The sequence below is a fragment of the Tabrizicola sp. genome (assembly GCF_030694085.1).
Taxonomy (GTDB): Bacteria; Pseudomonadota; Alphaproteobacteria; order Rhodobacterales; family Rhodobacteraceae; genus Tabrizicola.
On the sequence record NZ_JAUXZE010000035.1, the window covers coordinates 297796 to 317670 of the forward strand.

Annotated in this window: 19 protein-coding genes; 17 read left to right on the top strand and 2 right to left on the bottom strand. The window is 64.3% G+C overall.

All coding sequences use genetic code 11. The features are described 5' to 3' along the window. Nucleotides 1-86 precede the first annotated feature (86 nt). Together Q8M85_RS06410 and Q8M85_RS06415 are read left to right on the top strand one after the other, a co-directional pair. On the top strand, nucleotides 87-1730 hold the full coding sequence (locus Q8M85_RS06410; RefSeq protein ID WP_305541795.1) for a CTP synthase: 1644 nt from the start codon (nucleotides 87-89) through the stop codon (nucleotides 1728-1730). Nucleotides 1731-1947: 217 nt separating this feature from the next. Continuing rightward, a complete protein-coding gene (locus tag Q8M85_RS06415) occupies nucleotides 1948-2610 on the top strand; it encodes a hypothetical protein (protein WP_305541797.1) in 663 nt (220 codons plus the stop codon). A 74-nt stretch (nucleotides 2611-2684) separates the two neighbouring features. Here the strand turns inward: Q8M85_RS06415 and Q8M85_RS06420 are convergent, their stop codons facing one another. Both Q8M85_RS06420 and Q8M85_RS06425 read right to left on the bottom strand, forming a co-directional pair. After that, on the bottom strand, nucleotides 2685-3134 hold the full coding sequence (locus Q8M85_RS06420; protein ID WP_305541799.1) for an META domain-containing protein: 450 nt from the start codon (nucleotides 3132-3134) through the stop codon (nucleotides 2685-2687). A 185-nt stretch (nucleotides 3135-3319) separates the two neighbouring features. Next, nucleotides 3320-3982 carry a TerC family protein gene (locus Q8M85_RS06425; protein WP_305541801.1) on the bottom strand — a complete coding sequence of 221 codons (663 nt, stop codon included), beginning with the start codon at nucleotides 3980-3982 and terminating at the stop codon, nucleotides 3320-3322. A gap of 92 nt (nucleotides 3983-4074) precedes the next feature. Between Q8M85_RS06425 and Q8M85_RS06430 the strand changes: the two genes are divergently transcribed. The 15 genes from Q8M85_RS06430 to Q8M85_RS06500 all read left to right on the top strand — a co-directional run bounded on the left by Q8M85_RS06430 (nucleotide 4075) and on the right by Q8M85_RS06500 (nucleotide 19785). Beyond that, nucleotides 4075-4872 carry a 23S rRNA (adenine(2030)-N(6))-methyltransferase RlmJ gene (locus Q8M85_RS06430; protein ID WP_305541803.1) on the top strand — a complete coding sequence of 266 codons (798 nt, stop codon included), beginning with the start codon at nucleotides 4075-4077 and terminating at the stop codon, nucleotides 4870-4872. A 9-nt stretch (nucleotides 4873-4881) separates the two neighbouring features. Further along, the gene (locus Q8M85_RS06435) at nucleotides 4882-5316 is read left to right on the top strand and encodes a TerB family tellurite resistance protein (RefSeq protein WP_305541805.1); all 435 of its coding nucleotides are present in this window, start codon (nucleotides 4882-4884) and stop codon (nucleotides 5314-5316) included. After that, nucleotides 5313-6083 (top strand): phosphate/phosphite/phosphonate ABC transporter substrate-binding protein, encoded by a 771-nt coding sequence (locus Q8M85_RS06440; protein ID WP_305541808.1) that lies wholly within the window; start codon nucleotides 5313-5315, stop codon nucleotides 6081-6083. Before Q8M85_RS06435 ends, Q8M85_RS06440 begins: the two co-directional genes overlap by 4 nt. Nucleotides 6084-6185: 102 nt before the next feature. Next, a complete protein-coding gene (locus Q8M85_RS06445; RefSeq protein WP_305541811.1) occupies nucleotides 6186-6968 on the top strand; it encodes an ABC transporter ATP-binding protein in 783 nt (260 codons plus the stop codon). Then, nucleotides 6968-7675: a transporter substrate-binding domain-containing protein gene (locus Q8M85_RS06450; protein WP_305541812.1), complete on the top strand. Its 708-nt coding sequence runs from the start codon at nucleotides 6968-6970 to the stop codon at nucleotides 7673-7675. Before Q8M85_RS06445 ends, Q8M85_RS06450 begins: the two co-directional genes overlap by 1 nt. Nucleotides 7676-7710: 35 nt before the next feature. Continuing rightward, nucleotides 7711-8463 (top strand): transporter substrate-binding domain-containing protein, encoded by a 753-nt coding sequence (locus Q8M85_RS06455; protein ID WP_305541814.1) that lies wholly within the window; start codon nucleotides 7711-7713, stop codon nucleotides 8461-8463. 52 nt (nucleotides 8464-8515) lie between these two features. Next, nucleotides 8516-9394: an ABC transporter permease gene (locus tag Q8M85_RS06460; RefSeq protein WP_305541815.1), complete on the top strand. Its 879-nt coding sequence runs from the start codon at nucleotides 8516-8518 to the stop codon at nucleotides 9392-9394. A gap of 76 nt (nucleotides 9395-9470) precedes the next feature. Further along, nucleotides 9471-10298 (top strand): ABC transporter permease, encoded by an 828-nt coding sequence (locus tag Q8M85_RS06465; RefSeq protein ID WP_305542982.1) that lies wholly within the window; start codon nucleotides 9471-9473, stop codon nucleotides 10296-10298. A 184-nt stretch (nucleotides 10299-10482) separates the two neighbouring features. After that, entirely contained in the window at nucleotides 10483-11817 is a 1335-nt protein-coding gene (locus Q8M85_RS06470) for a glutamine synthetase family protein (protein ID WP_305542985.1), read from the top strand. Between the two features lie 68 nt (nucleotides 11818-11885). Continuing rightward, nucleotides 11886-12590, top strand: coding sequence for a type 1 glutamine amidotransferase (locus tag Q8M85_RS06475; RefSeq protein WP_305541817.1), 705 nt, complete (start codon nucleotides 11886-11888; stop codon nucleotides 12588-12590). A 36-nt stretch (nucleotides 12591-12626) separates the two neighbouring features. Continuing rightward, nucleotides 12627-13982, top strand: a complete 1356-nt coding sequence (locus Q8M85_RS06480; RefSeq protein WP_305541819.1) for a glutamine synthetase family protein — start codon at nucleotides 12627-12629, stop codon at nucleotides 13980-13982. Next, on the top strand, nucleotides 13982-15283 hold the full coding sequence (locus Q8M85_RS06485; RefSeq protein ID WP_305541820.1) for an FAD-binding oxidoreductase: 1302 nt from the start codon (nucleotides 13982-13984) through the stop codon (nucleotides 15281-15283). The genes Q8M85_RS06480 and Q8M85_RS06485 overlap by 1 nt, the downstream gene beginning before the upstream one ends. Nucleotides 15284-15385: 102 nt before the next feature. After that, nucleotides 15386-17314 carry a DNA primase gene (dnaG, locus tag Q8M85_RS06490; RefSeq protein ID WP_305541823.1) on the top strand — a complete coding sequence of 643 codons (1929 nt, stop codon included), beginning with the start codon at nucleotides 15386-15388 and terminating at the stop codon, nucleotides 17312-17314. A gap of 90 nt (nucleotides 17315-17404) precedes the next feature. Further along, nucleotides 17405-19399: an RNA polymerase sigma factor RpoD gene (gene rpoD / locus Q8M85_RS06495; protein ID WP_305541826.1), complete on the top strand. Its 1995-nt coding sequence runs from the start codon at nucleotides 17405-17407 to the stop codon at nucleotides 19397-19399. Then, on the top strand, nucleotides 19396-19785 hold the full coding sequence (locus Q8M85_RS06500) for a hypothetical protein (RefSeq protein ID WP_305541829.1): 390 nt from the start codon (nucleotides 19396-19398) through the stop codon (nucleotides 19783-19785). Before rpoD ends, Q8M85_RS06500 begins: the two co-directional genes overlap by 4 nt. Nucleotides 19786-19875 lie beyond the last annotated feature (90 nt).

Here is a 19875-nt window from a genome sequence, read left to right on the forward strand (position 1 = left end):
CCCCTGCGGGAGTCGTTATACCTCGACTCCCGTGGTGCCGCGATTCCACCCTACCCGAATCGCCGTCTCAATCACGGGAGTCCGCCTTGGCGCGTTACATCTTCATTACCGGCGGCGTAGTCTCCTCCCTCGGCAAGGGCCTCGCCTCCGCCGCGTTGGGCGCACTTCTGCAAGCCCGCGGCTACACTGTCCGCCTGCGCAAGCTTGACCCCTACCTGAACGTCGATCCCGGCACGATGTCGCCCTTCGAGCACGGCGAGGTCTTCGTGACCGACGACGGCGCCGAGACCGACCTCGATCTTGGCCACTACGAACGTTTCACCGGCGTTTCCGCCCGCACGACCGACAGCATTTCCTCCGGCCGGATCTATTCCAACGTGCTGGAAAAGGAACGCCGCGGAGACTACCTGGGCAAAACCATCCAGGTCATCCCCCACGTCACCAACGAGATCAAGGACTTCCTGCGCATCGGCGACGACGAGGTCGACTTCATGCTCTGCGAGATCGGCGGCACCGTCGGCGACATCGAGGGGCTGCCCTTCTTCGAAGCCATCCGCCAGTTCATCCATGAACGCCCGCGCGGCCAGTCGATCCTGATGCACCTGACGCTGCTGCCCTACCTCGCCGCCAGCGGAGAGCTGAAGACCAAGCCCACCCAGCACAGCGTCAAGGAACTCCAGTCCATCGGCCTTGCCCCGGACGTCCTGGTCTGCCGCAGCGAACACCCGATCCCGGACCGTGAGCGCGAAAAGATCGCCCTCTTCTGCAACGTCCGCAAAGAGCACGTCATCCCCGCCTATGATCTGAAGACGATCTACCAGGCCCCGCTGGCCTACCACCACGCGGGCCTCGACCAGGCGGTGCTGGACGCCTTCGGCATTACGCCTGCGCCAAAACCCAACCTTGCCCGCTGGGAGGATGTCATGGACCGCATGACCCACCCGGAAGGCGAGGTCCGCGTTGCCATCGTCGGCAAGTACACCCAGTTGGAAGACGCCTACAAATCCATCGCCGAGGCGCTGACCCACGGCGGCATGGCGAACCGGACGAAAGTCCGCGCCGAATGGATCGACGCCGAGATTTTCGAACGCGAAGACCCCGCCCCCTACCTGCAGAACTTCCATGCCATCCTTGTTCCCGGCGGCTTTGGCGAGCGTGGAACCGAAGGCAAGATCCGCGCCGCGACCTTCGCGCGCGAAAAGAAGATCCCCTACCTGGGCATCTGTCTGGGCATGCAGATGGCCGTGATCGAGGCCAGCCGCAACCTTGTCGGCCTCAAGGATGCCGGGTCCGAGGAGTTCGACCACGAGGCCGGCGAAAAGCGATTCACCCCGGTCGTCTATCACCTCAAGGAATGGGTCCAGGGCAACCACACCGTGCGCCGCAAGGCCGACGACGCCAAGGGCGGCACGATGCGGCTTGGCGCCTATACCGCGAACCTGAAAGAAGGCTCGGCCGTCGCCCGCATCTACGGCACGACCGTGATCGAGGAACGCCACCGCCACCGCTATGAGGTCGACATCCAGTACCGCGACCAACTGGAAAAATGCGGGCTGATCTTCTCTGGCATGTCCCCCGACGGCAAGCTGCCCGAGATCGTCGAGGTCAAGGACCACCCCTGGTTCATCGGCGTCCAGTTCCATCCCGAGTTGAAGTCGAAGCCCTTCGCGCCGCATCCCCTGTTCGCAGATTTCGTCAGGGCGGCGGTCGAGGTGTCGAGGTTGGTCTAGGTTTTTCCTTGCCCCTCCGATCAAGACTGCAATTCACGCCATTCGCGGGTTTTGAGTTGCAACCCAAAGTTGTTCAATTATCCAATTCATCTTCTTCAGGATGCAAATCATCGCTGCTTGGCCTCAAGCGAATAGAAATTGCACTGCGTTTAACAAAATTTTGACTATTTCTTGTGACCACATGCCCTGTGACGGACCAGAAGTTACAGGAAGCAGAATGAAATCCAAATTCAAACTAACCGCGCTTTTCGCCGTGCTTGCACTCGGCGTCTCGTTTACCTCGGCGGACATGGCCTTCGCCGAAAAGACCAAGCCCCTGAACGCGGGCAAGACCGGGATCAAGTCCAACGCCGGCGGCGGCAACGGAACTGAAGATCAGGTTGGTGGAACCACCGTGGACGTTCAGACTTCGACCTCGCAGACCACCGTGACGGACGTCACGACAGGAGAGCCGGTTGTCGTTTCGGTGACCAAGACCACCGTCGAAACGGATCGCGTCGTCGAGTCGACGAAGCTGGTTGGCTGTGGAAAAGGCAAAGAGTGCAACCTTCAGACGACCTATCTGGTCACCTATGATGTCTACACCACGACGGGCACCGAGACGGTGAAGACCACCGAGACCTACCTCGTCACCGAAACCAAGAAGACCACCACCACCACGACCGACATCTACGACATCGATCCCGGCCGCTCGCAAAGCGTGAACCAGGCTCCCGAAGGACAGCCCGAAGACATCGTTGTCGTCGACGTGGAAACCTCGACCTCGGAAGAACTGATGGGCACCAGCACGGAGACCGTCTCCGAAAGCACCCGCGAAGTCACGGGCACGACGACCGGCAAGGACGTTGAAACAACCCCCTGCAACAACGAGCAGTGCTGATCCGCACGGAAATTTCTTAGGTGGCGCGTCCCTGCTGGGGCGCGCCATACTTATTCAGGGCAGGCTGACGCCGCTCACCACAGACACATCGCAACCGACCCGTCCTCGCGGGTCAACCACATCCCGTCGGCGCTGACGACGAAGCCGCCCACCTCCGCCAAGGCCCCCAAGTAGGCCGCCTCTCGCCTCATCGCTGCGGGGTCGGCGCAGGCCATTTCGGTGACAGCAAGCGGGCCAAACTCCATCACCCCCGCGTCAAGCTCTGCAATGCCGGTAAAGCGGTTGCAGCCGGTCCCGCCGTCGACGCGACCATCGAAGCTGACCTGCAGCCAGAGCCCCGCCTCCGCTGCGATGGGCAGTCCGTCCAGCACCAGCGGCACCCAGACCAAATCGGCCATCTGCCCGACCGAGACCGAGACGCCGCTTGTCGACCCGCCGTCGAAGCGCGGCGGCTCGGGTCGGGCGCAGGCCAGGGTCAGGGACGGGTGCAGCGCAAGTGCGGTGGCAAGCGTAAGGCGAAGCATCGGCGGGCCTCCGGCAAGTGGTCCGTCAAGCCTGACGGCCAGGCGGAGCTCTGGCAAGGTGGGGCTTCCCCACCCCGAAGGCAAAGGGCCGAGGCCTTTGCGGCCCCGACCCTTGGTAAACACCACCTGAACGCCCACAGCCAAGCCATTGATCTTTCTAGGTGTGGCAAGGCTGTCCTCCGTGGTCAGCCCAGCGCCCCCAGCAGGACCGGCTCGACCTCGTGCCAGCCCTCCCACATCATCTTCAGCGCGACGTAGAGGATGATCAGAAGGCCAATGTAGGCGATCCAGCGGTACTTGTTCAGCAGGTTGGCGATATAGCTTGCAGCCAGCCCCATCATCGCGATCGACAGGACCAGGCCGATGATCAGCACGGTGGGGTGGTCTTTCGCCGCCCCCGCCACGGCCAGCACGTTGTCGAGCGACATCGACACATCCGCCACCACGATCTGCGTCGCAGCCTGCCGGAAGGTCTTCCTCGGCGCGTCGTCCGCGATGGCGCCATCCTTGTCGATGTCGACGTTCGTCAGCGCCTCGACGGCCTCGATGTCATGCTCATGGGCCCCGGCACGCAGCTCCTGCCACATCTTCCAGCAGACCCAAAGCAGCAGGATACCGCCAGCCAGCAGCAACCCGACGATGGCAAGGAGCTGGGTGGTGACCAGTGCGAAACCGATGCGCATGATCGTGGCGGCCGCGATGCCGACCAGGATGGCCTTCGCCCGCTGCTCTTTTGGCAGGCCCGCAGCGGCCAGGCCGATCACGATGGCATTGTCGCCGGCAAGCACCAGGTCGATGCCGATGACCTGCAACAGGGCGATCATGCCCTCGTAGGTGAAGATTTCCATGACTGTCCCAATCGGTTTTCCCCGGTGCTACGCCTACAACGCAGCGGGTTCAACCCGGTTGCAGCGGGGCGGCGGGGCGGGTAGGCAGGACCATGCTTTCCTACCAGCATCTCTACCATGCCGGAAACCTGGCCGACGTGCAGAAGCACGCCGCACTGGCCTGGGTGCTGGATTATCTGACCCGCAAGGACAAGCCGCTGACCTATATCGAGACCCATGCCGGGCGCGGGGTCTATGACCTGGGGGCCGATGAGGCGGTCAAGACGGGCGAGGCGGCGGCGGGGATCGCGCTGGCCGAGAGGCTGTTCCCGCCCGACCACCCCTACCGGCACCGGCTGGACGAGGCGCGGGCGACCTATGGGCCGATGGCCTATCCCGGATCGCCCCTGATCGCGGCGCTGGGGCTGCGCGAGACGGATAGCCTTCATCTGGCTGAACTGCATCCCCAGGAGGCCACCCATCTGAAAGCGGTCGCAAAGGACTGGGGCGCGCATGTCCACCAGCAGGACGGGTTCGAACTGGCGCTGGCCCTGACGCCCCCCACTCCGCGGCGCGGGTTGATGCTGATCGACCCGTCCTACGAGGTGAAGGCGGATTACGAAACGATCCCCCGCCACATGGCGAACATCCAACGCAAGTGGAACGTGGGCATCCTGATCCTGTGGTATCCAATCCTGAAGGGCGGTGCGCATGGCCCGATGCTGAAGGCTCTGGAAACCGCGTTCCCCGAGGGTCTGCGCCACGAGGTCCGCTTCCCGCCCGTGCGCGAGGGGCACCGGATGGAAGGGTCGGGCCTTTTCGTCGTCAACCCGCCTTATGGGCTGGCCGAGGAGCTTCAGGCGCTCACATCCCGGTTTGCCCGACTTTCCAAGCCTGCAATGAAGCCCTAGGTTCACCGCATGATCGATCTTCTCCGCCGGCTTCTGGCCCCCGAACCCGCCCGCCTTCCCGAACCCGACGCCCAGCTGGCACTGGCGACGCTTCTGGTCCGCATCGCCCGCACCGACGGGCTTTACGCCGTCGAGGAGGTGGAGCGTATCGACCGAGTTCTGTCGCGCCGTTACGGCCTTGACCCCTTTGCCACGGCGAAGCTGCGGACCGAAGCCGAGGAGTTGGAGCACGAGGCACCGGACACCGTCCGCTTTACCCGCGCGCTAAAGGACGCGGTCCCGCTGGAGGACCGGGCCGAACTGATGACCGCGCTTTGGTCGGTGGCGCTGGCGGATGGTCTGCGCGAGGCGCATGAGGATCGGCTGATGCGGCTGGTGGCAAGCCTTCTGGGGCTGACGGACGTGGATTCGGCGCTGGCGCGGCAGAAGGCGGAACAGGAATGATCGCCAGCCTGGCGATGTACGACTTCGGGCCGGCGCAGGCCGCGAACGACCGGCTCTGGGCGTTGATCCGCACCGGCTTGCGCGGTCGCGGGATCGCGGCACCCGAGGCCTTGATCCGGGGTGAACATGCCTATTGGGATGCATGGCAGTCGCCCGACCTGCTGCTGTCGCAGACCTGCGGCTATCCGTTCCGCGCCCGGCTGCACGGTCAGGTGACCTATGTCGGGACGCCGGACTACGGGGTGGAGGGCTGTGCTCCGGGCCATTACCGGTCGGTTTTCGTGGCCCGCGCGGACGATCCACGCCGGACCCTTGTCGAGTTCGACGCAGCGCGGTTTGCCTATAACGAGCCTCTGTCGCAATCCGGCTGGGCCGCGCCGCAGACCCATGCGGCCAGGCTTGGGATCCGGCTGGTGCCCGTCGTCCAGACCGGGGGACACCGTCTGTCGGCGAAGGCTGTGGCCGAGGGTCGGGCCGACATCGCGGCACTGGATGCGGTGACCCATGCGCTGCTGCAGACCGTCGATCCCGAGGCCGCCGCCCTGCGCGTTGTCGGCCTGACCGATCCGACACCGGGATTGCCCTACATCACCGCGCAAGGGCGCGACCCGCAACCGATCTTCGACGCGGTCAGCGAAGCCATCGCGGCGCTGGACCCGGTGCACCGTGACACCCTGCGTCTGAAAGGCTTCGTCCGGCTGCCGGTCGCGGACTACCTCGCCGTGCCCAATCCACCCGCACCCGAGCAGATTGCCGTGCCAATGTGATCAAATCACCGGCGAAGGGCATGCCAACCGGCCAAATCGCCGTTGCATTGACGCAAATTCTGCTCCCTACTGCCTGACCAAATCGCTTCAGACGTGTACCCCATGCCCGACCCCAGCGCCGACACCCCGGTCATCGAGATCCGCGACCTGCACAAGAGCTATGGTCCGCTCGAGGTGCTGAAGGGCGTCGACCTGGTCGCGCCGCGCGGGCATGTCGTGTCGCTGATCGGATCCTCCGGGTCGGGGAAATCGACCCTGCTGCGCTGCTGCAACCTTCTGGAGGAAAGCCAGCAGGGCGAGGTCCGCTTTGAAGGCGAGGCCGTGCGCTGGAAGGGCGAAGGGCATAACCGCCACCCGGCCGACCGCGACCAGGTAACCCGCATCCGCACCAACCTGTCGATGGTGTTCCAGCAGTTCAACTTGTGGTCCCACCTGACCATCCTGCAGAACGTGATGGAAGCCCCCGTCACCGTCCTGAAGCGCGACCCGAAAGAGGTCGAGGAAAAGGCGCGGCACTATTTGGCCAAGGTCGGGATCGGCGACAAGGCCGACGCCTGGCCGGCGCAATTGTCGGGCGGCCAGCAGCAGCGGGCGGCGATTGCCCGCGCCTTGTGCATGGAGCCGCGCGCGCTTTTGTTCGACGAGCCGACCAGCGCGCTGGACCCCGAACTGGAGCAGGAGGTCGTCCGCGTGATCAAGGCGCTGGCCGACGAGGGGCGGACGATGCTTCTGGTCACCCATGACATGAAGCTGGCGGCGGATTGCTCGGACCACGTGATCTTCCTGCACAAGGGCAAGATTGAAGAGCAGGGCCCGCCGGAAAGCCTGTTCGGCAATCCCCGCAGCGAACGGTTGCGCGGGTTCCTCTCGGCGACGGCGGCCTGATGGTCTGCCTGGGCGCGATCGCGGCGGCCGTGACCGGACTGGTCCTGGCCTCCTCCGAGCCGGTGACCATCGGAACGGACGCGCCCTTTCCCGAATACACTTACCTTGATGCCACGGGCCTCATCACCGGCTTCGAGAAGGACCTGATGGACGAGGTCTGCACCCGTGCCGCCTTGCGTTGCGACTGGGAACTGGCGAACTTTGACCAGCTGATCCCGGGGGTGATGTCGGGACGTTTCGACGTGGTGCTGGGCGGGATGGCGGTGACGGACGACCGCCGGGCGCTGGTGGATTTCAGCCAGACCTATCACGGCACCGATCCCGAGGAGTGGTACATCGGTCCGCCGGGCGCGCCCGTGCCAGCGGTGGCGCTGGTGGGGGTGCAGTCAGGGACGGTGCATGAGGCGCATCTGCGGCGGATGGGCTACCGCCACACGTCGTATCCGACCGAGCCGCAGGTGCTGGCTGCGCTGGCAGAGGGCGAGGTCGATCTGGCCCTTGGTCCGTTCCAGACCCGGTCCGACATACATGCCTTCGTCGCGGCGAAGGGGCTGGACTATGTTTACTCCGAGATGATCCCGGATGATGGCGTGGCAATGGCCGTCTGCAAGGGCAACACCGACCTTCTGGACACGCTGAATGGCGCCCTCGACGCGATGCGTCGCGACGGAACGCTTGCAAGCCTGGAAGCACGCTGGTTCGAATGAACCACCAACCCATCCGACGTTAAGGGAGACAAAGGATGAAACGACTGCTGATCGCGACCGCCCTGGTGACCATGGCCGGGGCGGCCCAAGCGCAGGACATCGTGCGCCTGGGGACCGAGGGCGCCTACCCGCCCTACAACTTCATCAACGACGCCGGCGAGGTCGCCGGTTTCGAGCGCGAGTTCGGCGACGAGCTGTGCAACCGCGCGGGCCTGACCTGCGAGTGGGTCACGAACGACTGGGATTCGATCATTCCGAACCTGCAGTCCGGCAACTACGATGTGATCATCGCGGGGATGAGCATCACCGACGAGCGCGAGGAAGTCATCGACTTCAGCCAGGGCTATCTTCCCCCGGCCTCGTCTGCCTATCTCGCGCTGTCGGCGGACACCGACCTGATGTCCGGCCCGGTCGCGGCGCAGACCGGCACGATCCAGGCCTCGTTCGTGGCCGAGAACGGGATGACGCTGGTCGAATATGCAACGCCCGAGGAAACCGTGGCTGCGGTCAAGAACGGCGAAGCGGTCGCGGTGCTGGCCGACAAGGACTATCTGGTGCCGATGGCCAATGAATCGGGCGGAAGTCTGGTCCTGCTTGAACGCGAAGAGGCGATCGGTGGCGGCGTGGGCCTTGGCTTCCGCGACAGCGACGACGACCTGCGCGGCAAGTTCGACGCGGCGATCAAGTCGATGAAGTGCGACGGCACGCTGGACGCGATGATCGCCCGGCCGGAATACTTCGGACCCGAGGCGAAGACCTGGGGCGACGACGGCAAGGAAGGCTGCTGAGCCTGACCCGGGCGGGCCTTCGGGCCCGCCCCCTTCATGACGGGACCCGCGAATGTTCGAAGCCTGCGCCGATCCGAAAGCCATCGAGGGCCTGATCTGGGCCGCCTGCTACCTGACCTCGGCCAAGCATGTCCTGTTCTACTGGTCCTTCCTGACCGTCCTCTTGCTGCTGGCCATCACCGCGCCTGCGGCCCTTGCCATGGGCTTTGTGGGCGCAACCGCCGCCCGGTCGCATCTCGCGCCGGTCAGCTGGCTGGGCAAGATCTACATCTGGATGGTGCGCGGCGTGCCCGACATCATCTTCTTTCTCTTCTTCGTCATCGCGCTGGACCAGGTCATCGAATATTCGAAAAGCCTGATCGTCTGCGAAAGCCACGCCTGGCCCTGGCAGGGGCTGGAGTTCCGGGTCTGCCCCGAGGCCAAGGTCCCGCTGGGGAAATCCTCGGCCTTCTGGCATCAGGCTTACGGCTTCATGCTGGCGGTGGTGACCTTTGCCATCGTCTTCGGCGCCTTCGTGGCGAACGTGATCTTCGGCGCGATGAACGCGGTGCCGCGGGCGCAATTGGAAACGGCCGAGGCTTACGGTATGTCGCGCGGGCAAGTGTTCCGTCGCGTGCTGATCCCGCAGATGTGGGTCTATGCGCTTCCGGGCCTGGGGAACCTCTGGATGATCCTGATCAAGGCCACGCCGCTGCTGTTCCTTCTGGGCGTCAAGGACATCGTCTACTACGCGCGGGAACTGGGCGGGTCCAAGACCCAGGCCTATGAATACCCGCACGGCGACTGGCGCCTGTGGTATTTCATCGGGCTGATGGTCTTCTATCTGGTCTTCACCAGGATATCCGAGATCGGAATCTCGCGGCTGACGAAAAAGCTAAGCCACGGCCAGGCCACGGCGGGCGGCGAAGCCTTGCGGAGGGCGCGGGCATGAAGGGCCAAAAGTCTTCGAAGACTTTTGCAAATTCCTTCGAAGGAATTTGGCCCAGCCGGGAGACGGCAGCATGAGCATGACCTGCTGGGAAACCATCCAGGCCTACGGCTTGCGGTCCATCGGGATCGGCGAGAACCTTCTGCCCCGGTCGGACTTCACGCTCTGCCAGCAGTTCACCCTGATCGGGTCGGGGATGCTCTGGAACCTCTACTTCGGGCTGCTGGCGCTGATCGCCGGGTTCTTCCTGGCCAATGCCGTCGCACTGGCCAGGACCGCCCGGAACCCGCTGATCCGCAAGCCGGCCGAGTGGTTCGTCTTCATCTTCCGCGGCTCGCCCTTGTTCATTCAGTTCTTCCTGGCCTACGAGGCGCTGGTCCTGCTGCCGAAGGGCGGGGTGGACATCCTGGGCATCCATCTCAACACCGCCTGGACCACGCGGGCCTGGGCCGGTGCGCTTCTGGTCCTGTTCCTGAACACCGCCGCCTATTCGGCCGAGATCTTTCACGGCGCGCTGAAGTCGATCCCCAAGGGCGATCTCGAGGCGGCCGAGGCCTATGGCCTGACCGGCTGGAAGAAGTTCATCCGTATCGAATGGCCGACCATGCTGCGGCTGGGCTGGCCCGCCTACACGAACGAGGCGATCTTCCTGTTCCACGCGACAACGCTGGTCTTCTTCAGCGGCTTCCCGGCCTTCCAGCAGAAGGGCGATGCGCTTTATTACGCGAACTATTTCGCCGACAAGACCTTCAACCCGTTCATCCCCTATCCCATCGTCGCCTTCTATTTCATCCTGCTGACTCTGGCCGTCACTTTCTTCTACGGCCGGGTGAACCGGCACCTGAACCGGCACCTGCCTTCGAACATCCGCAGCAGAATCCGCTTGCGTCCGCAGTTGATCCGGTAGTAGGCTACTTTTGATCAAATTATTCGGGCACCCGCCCGGACCCCGTGGAAACGCCGAAAACAAGGCCCGCGTGGGAGAGGAGATCGAAACCAGGGGAAGGACCAAGGGCATGGTCCCATCCTGCGCAGAGGGCGGCCTTCGGGTCGCGGGCGCGGGGGTCGTGCCTTTACCTCGTGACGACATGATGAAGGACTGGCTGAGAAAGCACCCCGACGTGCGGACCATTCGTGTGGCCGCCGTCGACCTGAACGGGCAGGCGCGCGGCAAGCGCGTCCCCGCCCGATTTGCCGAGAATGTGGTGAAAAGCGGAACCCGCTTTCCCTTCTCGGTCCTGAACCTGGACATCTGGGGCGAGGATATCGACGACAGCCCGCTGGTCTTTGAACAGGGCGATGCCGACGGCGTGTTGAAACCCACCGAGCGCGGCTTCATGCCGATGCCCTGGCTGGAGGCACCGACGGCCCTTCTGCCGATCTGGATGTTCCGCGAGAACGGAACACCTTATGAAGGCGACCCGCGCCACGCGCTGAACTCTGTGGTCCAGCGGTACAAGGCAAAGGGCCTGACCCCGGTTTGCGCGATGGAACTAGAGTTCTTCCTGATCGACGACAGCGGCAAGACCATGCAGGTTCCCGCAAGCCCGCGCAGCGGCAAGCGCCGCAAGGCGGCCGAGACGCTGTCTATCCGCGCGCTGGACGCCTTCGACACCTTCTTCACCGACCTCTACGACGCCTGTGAAGCGATGGACATTCCGGCAGACACCACCACCTCGGAGACGGGTCTTGGCCAGTTCGAGGTCAACCTGATGCACTGCGACGACCCGCTCAGGGCCGCCGATGATGCCTGGCTTTTCAAGATGCTGGTCAAGGGCCTGGCCCGCCGCCACGGCTTTGCCGCCAGCTTCATGGCCAAACCCTATGCCGAATACTCCGGCTCGGGCCTGCACACGCATTTCTCGGTGATCGACGCGAAGGGCGACAACATCTTCGACTCTGGCGGCCCCAAGGGCACCGCACAACTGCGCCACGCCGTCGCAGGCTGCCTGAATGCGATGCACGATTCCACGCTGCTCTTTGCACCCCATTCCAACAGCTACGAACGTCTGGTGCCCGACAAGCACGCGCCGACCGCGATTTCCTGGGGGTATGAGAACCGCACCGCGGCAATCCGCATCCCCGCCGGCAACCCGGCCGCGCGCCGGATCGAGCATCGCGTCGCGGGCGGGGACGTGAACCCCTACCTGATGCTGGCAGCGATCCTGGGTGCCGCCCTCACCGGCCTTGAGGACGAGATGGAGCCGCCGCCCGCCGTCACCGGCAACGCCTATGCGATGGACCTGCCGCAGATTCCCGCCACCTGGGAAGCAGCGATCGACGCGTTCGAACATTCCGACACGCTGTATCGCTTCCTGCCCAAGGAGTTGATCCGCAACCTGGTGCAGACCAAGCGGCAGGAACTGCACTATATCGCGGAACTGTCGCCGGAAGAGCGGGTCGAGCTTTACCTCGACACCGTGTAAGCCTGCCCCCCTTGACCAAAGGGGGGCCTTGCGCCCAACTCATGCAGACGAAGCCCAGGGACATCCCCATGCAGATCGGCATCCTTCAAACCGGCGAAAGCCCCGACGCGCTGCGCGACCAGGGCGACTACCCGGATTTCTTCGAGACGCTTCTGGCCGGCAAGGGCCTGACCTTCCGTCGCTGGGCGGTGCTGCACAACGACTTTCCCGCGGACGTGCACGACTGCGACGGCTGGCTGATCACCGGCTCGCGTTTTGGGGCCTATGAACCGCATGACTGGATTCCGCCGCTGGAGGATTTCATCCGCCGGGCCTATGCCCAGCACGTCCCCGTCGTCGGCATCTGCTTTGGCCACCAGATCATCGCGCAGGCGATGGGTGGGAAGGTCGAGAAATATGCAGGCGGCTGGACGGTGGGGCCGACCGAATACGACTTTGGCGACCAGAGCTATACCTTGAACGCCTGGCACCAGGACCAGGTGGTGAAGAAGCCCGAGATGGCGAAGGTCCTCGCCTCCACCGCCATGTGCGACAACGCGGCGCTGCTTTACGACGACCGCATGTTCACCGTCCAGCCCCACCCCGAATTCCGCAAGGAGTTCATGGCGGGGCTGATCCAGCACCGGGGGCCGGGTCTGGTCCCCGACGCGCTTCTTGCCGATGCCACCCAAAGGCTCGACACGGCCCTCGACAGCCCTTCGATGGCCGACCGGATCGCGGAATTCTTTCTGACCCGACCTACGAAAACTGGGGCCGAGAAGCTCCGCGCCTGACGGTGCGGGGGCCACCCCCCAAAGACGTGTGACCTTATGTCCAAATGGACCGACCAGCTGCCCGAGGCAGCGCGCGACTACATCGGCAACCGCCGGGTAGACGAAGTGGAATGCATCATCGGCGACATCGCCGGGGTGGCGCGGGGCAAGGCGATGCCTGCCGCCAAATTCGGCAAGCAGACCAGCTATTTCCTGCCGAATTCGATCTTCCTGCAGACGATCACCGGCGAATGGGCAGACAACCCGTTCGACGCCTTTACCGAACCCGACATGGTGCTTGAACCCGACTGGTCCACCGCCACCGCCGCTCCCTGGACGGCGGATGTGACGCTGCAGGTGATCCATGACGCGAAGGACCAGCAGGGGAACCTCATTGCGTTCAGCCCCCGCAACGTCCTGCGCCGGATCGTCGACCTTTATGCCGCCCAAGGTTGGCGGCCCGTTGTCGCGCCCGAGATGGAATTCTTCCTGACCGCCCGCAACATCGACCCGAACCAGCCGATCCTGCCGCCGATGGGCCGCTCCGGTCGCCGGGCAGCAGGCAAGCAGGCCTATTCGATGTCCGCAGTCGATGAATACGGCAAGGTCATCGACGACATCTACGACTATGCCGAGGCGCAGGGGTTGGAGATCGACGGCATCCTGCAGGAAGGCGGCGCGGGGCAGATCGAGCTTAACCTCGCCCACGGCGACCCGGTGCGTCTGGCCGACGACGTCTTCTTCTTCAAGCGCATGATCCGCGAGGCGGCGCTGCGCCACGACTGCTTTGCCACCTTCATGGCCAAGCCCATCGCCGGGGAACCGGGCAGCGCGATGCATATCCACACCTCGGTCGTGGACACGAAGACCGGGAAGAACATTTTCGCGGGACCGAAAGGCGTGGAGACGGAAGCCTTCATGCACTTCATCGGCGGGTTGCAGAAGCATCTTGGCGCGGCCGTGGCCCTGTTTGCGCCCTATGTGAACAGCTACCGCCGCTACGTCCCCGACTTCGCCGCCCCGATCAACCTGGAATGGGGCCGCGACAACCGCACCACGGGCTTGCGTATCCCGATTTCCAGTTCAGCCGGACGCCGGGTGGAAAACCGCCTGCCCGGTATGGACTGCAACCCCTACCTGGGCATCGCCTCGACGCTTGCCTGCGGCTATCTGGGTCTGATGAAAAAGACGCAGGCACGGCCGGAATTCACCGGCTCGGCCTACATCGACAGCGAGGACATCCCGGTCAACCTGGGCGACGCGCTGGACCTTCTGGACGAGGACGAGGCGCTGAAAGAGGTGATGGGCCAGGACTTCGTCAGGGTCTACGACTCGGTCAAGCGGAACGAATACAAGGAGTTCCTGCAGGTCATCAGCCCGTGGGAGCGGGAGCATCTCCTGCTCAACGTCTGATGAACCTGCTGCACATCAACGACCGGCGGGGTGAATATCCCGCCAGCTACTATGCCGCGACCGCTGCGCCCTTGGACCGCTTTCCCATCCTGAAAGGCGCGACGAAGGCTGACGTCTGCGTGGTGGGCGGCGGCTACACCGGCCTGTCCGCCGCGCTGCATCTGGCGCAAAAGGGCTTTGACGTGGTCCTGCTGGAAGCGCACCGCGTCGGCTTCGGGGCCTCGGGCCGCAACGGTGGGCAAGTCGGCAGCGGGCAGCGGCAGGATCAGGTCTGGATCGAGAAGGCGGTGGGCCGCGAAAATGCGCGCCGCCTTTGGGACCTGGCCGAAGAGGCCAAGACCCTGGTCAAGTCACTGGTCCGCGACCACGCCATGCCGGTGACCTTCCACCCCGGCATCGCCCACGCCTGCCGGTCCGAGGCCGAGGTCCGCGACACCCACGCTTACGCCGAAAAGCTGCGCCGCGACTATGGCTACCAGCACCTTGAATCGCTTGACCGAACCGGCATCCGCCGCCTGATCGGATCGACCGAATATGTCGGCGGCGAGATTGACCGCGACGCGGGCCACCTGCATCCGCTGAACTACGCCATCGGCTTGGCTCAGGCGGCGGCGAAGGCCGGTGTGCGCATCCATGAATTGTCCGAAGTGCACCGCGTGGAACCCGGACCCCGCCCCGTGGTCCGCACGCCCTCGGGCCATGTCGATTGCGCCACGGTCGTTCTGGCGGGCAACGGCTACCTTGGTCAACTGTCCCCCAAGGTTTCGGCAAAAGTCATGCCGATCAACAACTTCATCGTCGCAACTGAACCATTGGGTGAAGCGGCGCGCGACCTTCTGTCCGAACCCGTCGCCGTCGCCGACACCCGCTTTGTCGTGAACTACTGGCGGCTTTCCGAAGACAACCGCCTCCTCTTCGGCGGCGGGGAAAGCTACGGCTACCGGTTTCCCGAAATCATCAAGACTGTCTCGAAACCCATGCTGCAGGTCTACCCGCAACTGGCCAAGACCCGGATCGACTACGCCTGGGGCGGCACCTTGGCGATCACCGTCAACCGGATGCCCTGCTTTACCCGTCCTGGCCAGAACGTCCTGTCGGCCTCCGGCTACTCTGGCCACGGGGTCGCGATGGCGACGCTGGCGGGCAAGCTGATGGCCGAGGCGACCGCGGGCCGGATGGAGCGCTTTGACCTGATGGCCAGCTTGCCGCAACACCGCTTCCCCGGTGGCGCGGCCCTGCGCTGGCCGCTCCTCGTTACCGCGATGACCTGGTATGCGATGCGGGACCGGCTTGGCCTTTGACCCCCTGCTGATTTCATCTGTCCACAAGTATCCTTTGGGGGTCCGGGGGGCGAAGCGCCCCCGGGGGCTGCACAGCGCGCGCGATCTGATATAAGCGGACCCATGTCCCTGCCGAACGGATTCCTCGACGAGCTTCGCACCCGCGTCACGCTTTCCTCCATTGTCGGACGGAAAGTCACATGGGACATGCGCAAATCGAACATGGCAAAGGGCGATTTCTGGGCGCCCTGCCCGTTCCATCAGGAAAAATCCGCCAGCTTCCACGTCGATGACCGCAAGGGGTTCTACTACTGCTTCGGTTGCCACGCGAAGGGCGACGCCGTCACCTTCGTCAAGGAATCAGAGAACCTGGGCTTCATGGAAGCGGTCGAGATCCTGGCGCGCGAAGGGGGCATGCAGATGCCCGCCCGCGACCCCAAGGCCGCTGAACGCGCCGACCGGCGGACGCTTCTGCAGCAGGTGATGGACGAGGCGGTGAAGTTCTACCGCCTGCAGTTGAAGACCAGCGCCGGGGCCGAGGCGCGGACCTACCTTGGCCAGAAACGCCGGTTGACCGAAGCCGCCTGGGACCGCTGGGACATCGGCTGGGCCCCGAACAGCCGCCACGCGCTGAAGGACGCCCTCGCCGCCAAGGGCGTCTCACCCGACCTGATGGTCGCCTCGGGCCTGATCGCCAAGGGCGATGACGGCAGCCTTTACGACCGCTTTCGCGCGCGCATCATCTTTCCGATCAACGACGCACGCGGCCGCCCGATCAGCCTTGGCGGGCGCAGCCTGGACCCGAATGCGCAGGCAAAGTACCTGAACGGCCCCGAGACCGAGCTCTTCGACAAGGGGCGCAGCCTGTTCAACCATTCCCCCGCGCGCGAGGCGGCGGGCAAGGGCAAGCCTCTGATCGTGGCCGAAGGCTACATGGACGTGATTGCCCTGTCCGAGGCCGGGTTCACGGCCGCCATCGCCCCCCTCGGGACGGCCGTCACCGAAGAGCAGTTGCGCATGATCTGGCGCATCGCGGATGAACCCATCGTGGCGCTGGATGGGGACAACGCGGGCCTCAAGGCCGCACAGCGGGTGATCGACCTTGCCCTGCCGCTGCTCGAAGCCGGAAAGGCGCTGCGCTTTGCGATCCTGCCCGGCGGCATGGACCCGGACGACCTGCTGAAAGCGCAAGGGGCGCCGGCGATGCAGGCGGTGATCGACCAGGCGAAACCGATGGTCCAGCTTCTGTGGCAGCGCGAGACCGAAGGCCGTATCTTCGACAGCCCCGAACGCCGCGCCTCGCTGGACAAGACCCTGCGCGGGCACCTGGCGCGCATCGCCGATGCCTCGATCCGAAGCCACTACGCCGAGGAGATGAAGCGTCTGCGGCTGGAGCTGTTCGGCACCGGCCAGACCCGCCCGTTCCAGCCCGGTCCCTTCCGTGGTCGCGGCAAGTATGCGCCCCCCGGCGGCGCGCTGGCCTCGACCCGGTCCTCGCTTCTTGCACAAGGCTCGGGGCCGGTCGACGAGATCCTGCGCGAAGCGGTGATCCTGGCGACCTGCATCCTGCACCCGGCGCTGATCCACCGCTTTGAATCCGCGCTGGAACGGCTGGACCTGACCGGCGAGGATCACGACACCCTGCGCCAGATGATCCTGAGCGGGGCCGACTGGCCCGACCTGCACCACCGTATCGAACAATCCGCGCCCGCTGCCCTTGACGCGCTTCTGTCGCGTCCCCATGTCGCCATCGCCCCCCCGGTGCGCAACCGTGACGATGACGGGCTTGCCGCCCTCTGCCTGGCCGAGGAACTGGCCAAGCTGGAAGCCCGCCGGGGCGCGCGCCGCGAGATTGAAGATGCGATGGAGGATATGGACGGCCTGCCCGACGAGGGCCTGACCTGGCGGCTGAGCCAAGCCGCCGAAGCCCGCCATCGGTCGGAAAAAGGCGGCGCGAGAGACAGCTCGGACTTGGGCGAAGACCGCACCGCACTGTCAAGACATCTGCAATCCCTGATCGATAGCCAGGTCTGGGTCAAGAAAAACCGCTGATTCGGCCTTTCCCCCGGCCTGATTCGCGTTATTGATTCGAACAGCCCCGACTCGATTCGCATCCCTGCCGATTCGCCTTATGGAGACCCCATGGCCCTCAAGGACACCGACGACGCCAAGCCGGACACCGACGATGCGGACGTCTCGCTCGACATGAGCCAGGCGGCGGTCAAGAAGATGATCGCCGACGCGAAAGAGCGTGGCTACATCACTTATGACCAGTTGAATACGGTCCTGCCGCCCGAACAGGTGTCGTCCGAGCAGATCGAAGACGTGATGTCGATGCTGTCCGAGATGGGCATCAACATCATCGAAGACGAAGAAGTCGAGGAAGGCGAAGCCCCGGCGGGCGAGCTGGTCGAAACCTCAACCAGCCGCGAGATCGCGGTTGCAGGCACCACGACGGAAACGCTGGACCGGACCGACGACCCGGTACGGATGTACCTGCGCGAGATGGGCAGCGTCGAACTGCTGTCGCGCGAGGGTGAAATCGCCATCGCCAAGCGGATCGAGGCCGGCCGCAACACCATGATCGCGGGGCTTTGCGAAAGCCCGCTGACCTTCCAGGCCATCATCATCTGGCGTGACGAACTTCTGTCTGAGGAAATCCTTCTGCGCGACGTGATCGATCTGGAAGCCACCTTCGGGCGGTCTCTGGACGGCGAAGAGGGCGAGCTGGACGGGGCGGCTCTGGACGAAGTCGGCGTTGGCGAAGCTGCACCCCGCCGGGCCAACAGCGCCGAGCCGGAACTGGACGCCGACGGCAACCCGATCCTGGCCGAGATGGACGAGGACGAGGACGACGAAGCCTCGAACATGTCGCTGGCCGCGATGGAGGCCGCGCTGAAACCGCGAGTGCTGGAAACGCTGGACCTGATCGCGCGCGACTACGACAAGCTGGCTGACATGCAGCAGCTTCGGATGGACGCGACGCTGTCCTCGACCCACCGCTTCTCGACCACCGACGAGGCGGCCTATCAGAAGTTGCGGTCTGAAATCGTGCTGCTGGTCAACGAGCTGCACCTGAACAACTCCCGGATCGAGGCGCTGATCGACCAGCTTTACGGCATCAACAAGCGGATCATGTCGATCAACTCGGGCATGGTGAAGCTGGCCGACGCCGCGCGGATCAACCGTCAGGAATTCATCCAGGAATACCAGGGGTATGAGCTTGACCCGTCCTGGCTGGACCGGATGGCGCAGAAGGCCGGGCGGGGCTGGCAGGCGCTGATCGAACGGTCACGCGATAAGGTCGAAGAGCTGCGAACGGAAATGGCGCAGGTCGGCCAGTACATCGGTGTCGACATCAGCGAATTCCGCCGGATCGTGAACCAGGTCCAGAAGGGCGAGAAAGAGGCGCGTCAGGCCAAGAAGGAAATGGTCGAGGCGAACCTGCGTCTGGTGATCTCCATCGCCAAGAAATACACGAACCGGGGCCTGCAATTCCTTGATCTTATTCAGGAAGGCAACATCGGCCTGATGAAAGCCGTTGACAAGTTCGAATACCGCCGCGGCTACAAGTTCTCGACCTACGCGACCTGGTGGATTCGCCAGGCGATCACCCGGTCCATCGCCGATCAGGCCCGCACGATCCGTATTCCCGTGCACATGATCGAGACGATCAACAAGCTGGTCCGCACCGGCCGCCAGATGCTGCACGAAATCGGCCGCGAACCGACGCCCGAAGAACTGGCCGAGAAACTCCAGATGCCGCTGGAAAAGGTCCGCAAGGTGATGAAGATCGCCAAGGAACCGATCTCGCTGGAGACGCCCATCGGCGACGAGGAAGATTCGCAGCTTGGCGACTTCATCGAGGACAAGAACGCGATCCTGCCGTTGGATTCCGCGATTCAGGAGAACCTGAAGGAAACGACGACGCGGGTTCTGGCGTCCCTGACGCCGCGTGAGGAGCGCGTCCTGCGGATGCGCTTCGGCATCGGCATGAACACCGACCACACGCTTGAGGAAGTCGGCCAGCAGTTCAGCGTCACCCGCGAACGCATCCGCCAGATCGAGGCCAAAGCGCTGCGCAAGCTGAAGCACCCCAGCCGGTCGCGCAAACTGCGCAGCTTCCTGGATCAGTGAGCGAGCAGGTCTTGAACATCGCCGACCTGCGCGACGAAATCGCCTCCGCTGACGCGAAAGCTGCCTTTGACGTGATCGTCGAGGGGTTTTCGACGTCAGGGGATTTCTCTGTGGCCGCGCACGAGCAGGGCTTTCTCAACAGTCTGCGGATCAAGCGGAACGAAGAGTTCTGCTTTTCCGTAGTTCCCGACGAGAAGTGGGTTTTAGCCTACATTCGCAAGCCCGAGCTACGCAAAGGCAAGATCACGCCGGACATGGTGATGGCGACCTTCCCTGATGCCCGCCTGACCAACAGTGGCGAAATCACCTTGCGCATCGCGGATGCGGGGACAGCTCTTCTCTGGCTTGAGCTGATCAAGTCGGCCGATGGAAACGAAGGGGCCTAGTTTCCGCTCTGTCCTTTGCCCGGCGCGCCAACGTTGCGCCGGCAACCAGATGCCCCAGCACCGCAGCAGGCCGGAATCCTGGCCTTGTGT

Coding starts and splice junctions, on each gene's coding strand:
- Q8M85_RS06445 (WP_305541811.1), top strand. CDS start 6,186: ATGCCCGACCCCAGCGCCGACACCCCGGTCATCGAGATCCGCGACCTG.
- Q8M85_RS06420 (WP_305541799.1), bottom strand. CDS start 3,134: ATGCTTCGCCTTACGCTTGCCACCGCACTTGCGCTGCACCCGTCCCTG.
- rpoD (WP_305541826.1), top strand. CDS start 17,405: ATGGCCCTCAAGGACACCGACGACGCCAAGCCGGACACCGACGATGCG.
- Q8M85_RS06475 (WP_305541817.1), top strand. CDS start 11,886: ATGCAGATCGGCATCCTTCAAACCGGCGAAAGCCCCGACGCGCTGCGC.
- Q8M85_RS06415 (WP_305541797.1), top strand. CDS start 1,948: ATGAAATCCAAATTCAAACTAACCGCGCTTTTCGCCGTGCTTGCACTC.
- Q8M85_RS06465 (WP_305542982.1), top strand. CDS start 9,471: ATGACCTGCTGGGAAACCATCCAGGCCTACGGCTTGCGGTCCATCGGG.
- Q8M85_RS06440 (WP_305541808.1), top strand. CDS start 5,313: ATGATCGCCAGCCTGGCGATGTACGACTTCGGGCCGGCGCAGGCCGCG.
- Q8M85_RS06470 (WP_305542985.1), top strand. CDS start 10,483: ATGAAGGACTGGCTGAGAAAGCACCCCGACGTGCGGACCATTCGTGTG.
- Q8M85_RS06425 (WP_305541801.1), bottom strand. CDS start 3,982: ATGGAAATCTTCACCTACGAGGGCATGATCGCCCTGTTGCAGGTCATC.
- Q8M85_RS06485 (WP_305541820.1), top strand. CDS start 13,982: ATGAACCTGCTGCACATCAACGACCGGCGGGGTGAATATCCCGCCAGC.
- Q8M85_RS06430 (WP_305541803.1), top strand. CDS start 4,075: ATGCTTTCCTACCAGCATCTCTACCATGCCGGAAACCTGGCCGACGTG.
- Q8M85_RS06435 (WP_305541805.1), top strand. CDS start 4,882: ATGATCGATCTTCTCCGCCGGCTTCTGGCCCCCGAACCCGCCCGCCTT.
- dnaG (WP_305541823.1), top strand. CDS start 15,386: ATGTCCCTGCCGAACGGATTCCTCGACGAGCTTCGCACCCGCGTCACG.
- Q8M85_RS06450 (WP_305541812.1), top strand. CDS start 6,968: ATGGTCTGCCTGGGCGCGATCGCGGCGGCCGTGACCGGACTGGTCCTG.
- Q8M85_RS06480 (WP_305541819.1), top strand. CDS start 12,627: ATGTCCAAATGGACCGACCAGCTGCCCGAGGCAGCGCGCGACTACATC.
- Q8M85_RS06455 (WP_305541814.1), top strand. CDS start 7,711: ATGAAACGACTGCTGATCGCGACCGCCCTGGTGACCATGGCCGGGGCG.
- Q8M85_RS06460 (WP_305541815.1), top strand. CDS start 8,516: ATGTTCGAAGCCTGCGCCGATCCGAAAGCCATCGAGGGCCTGATCTGG.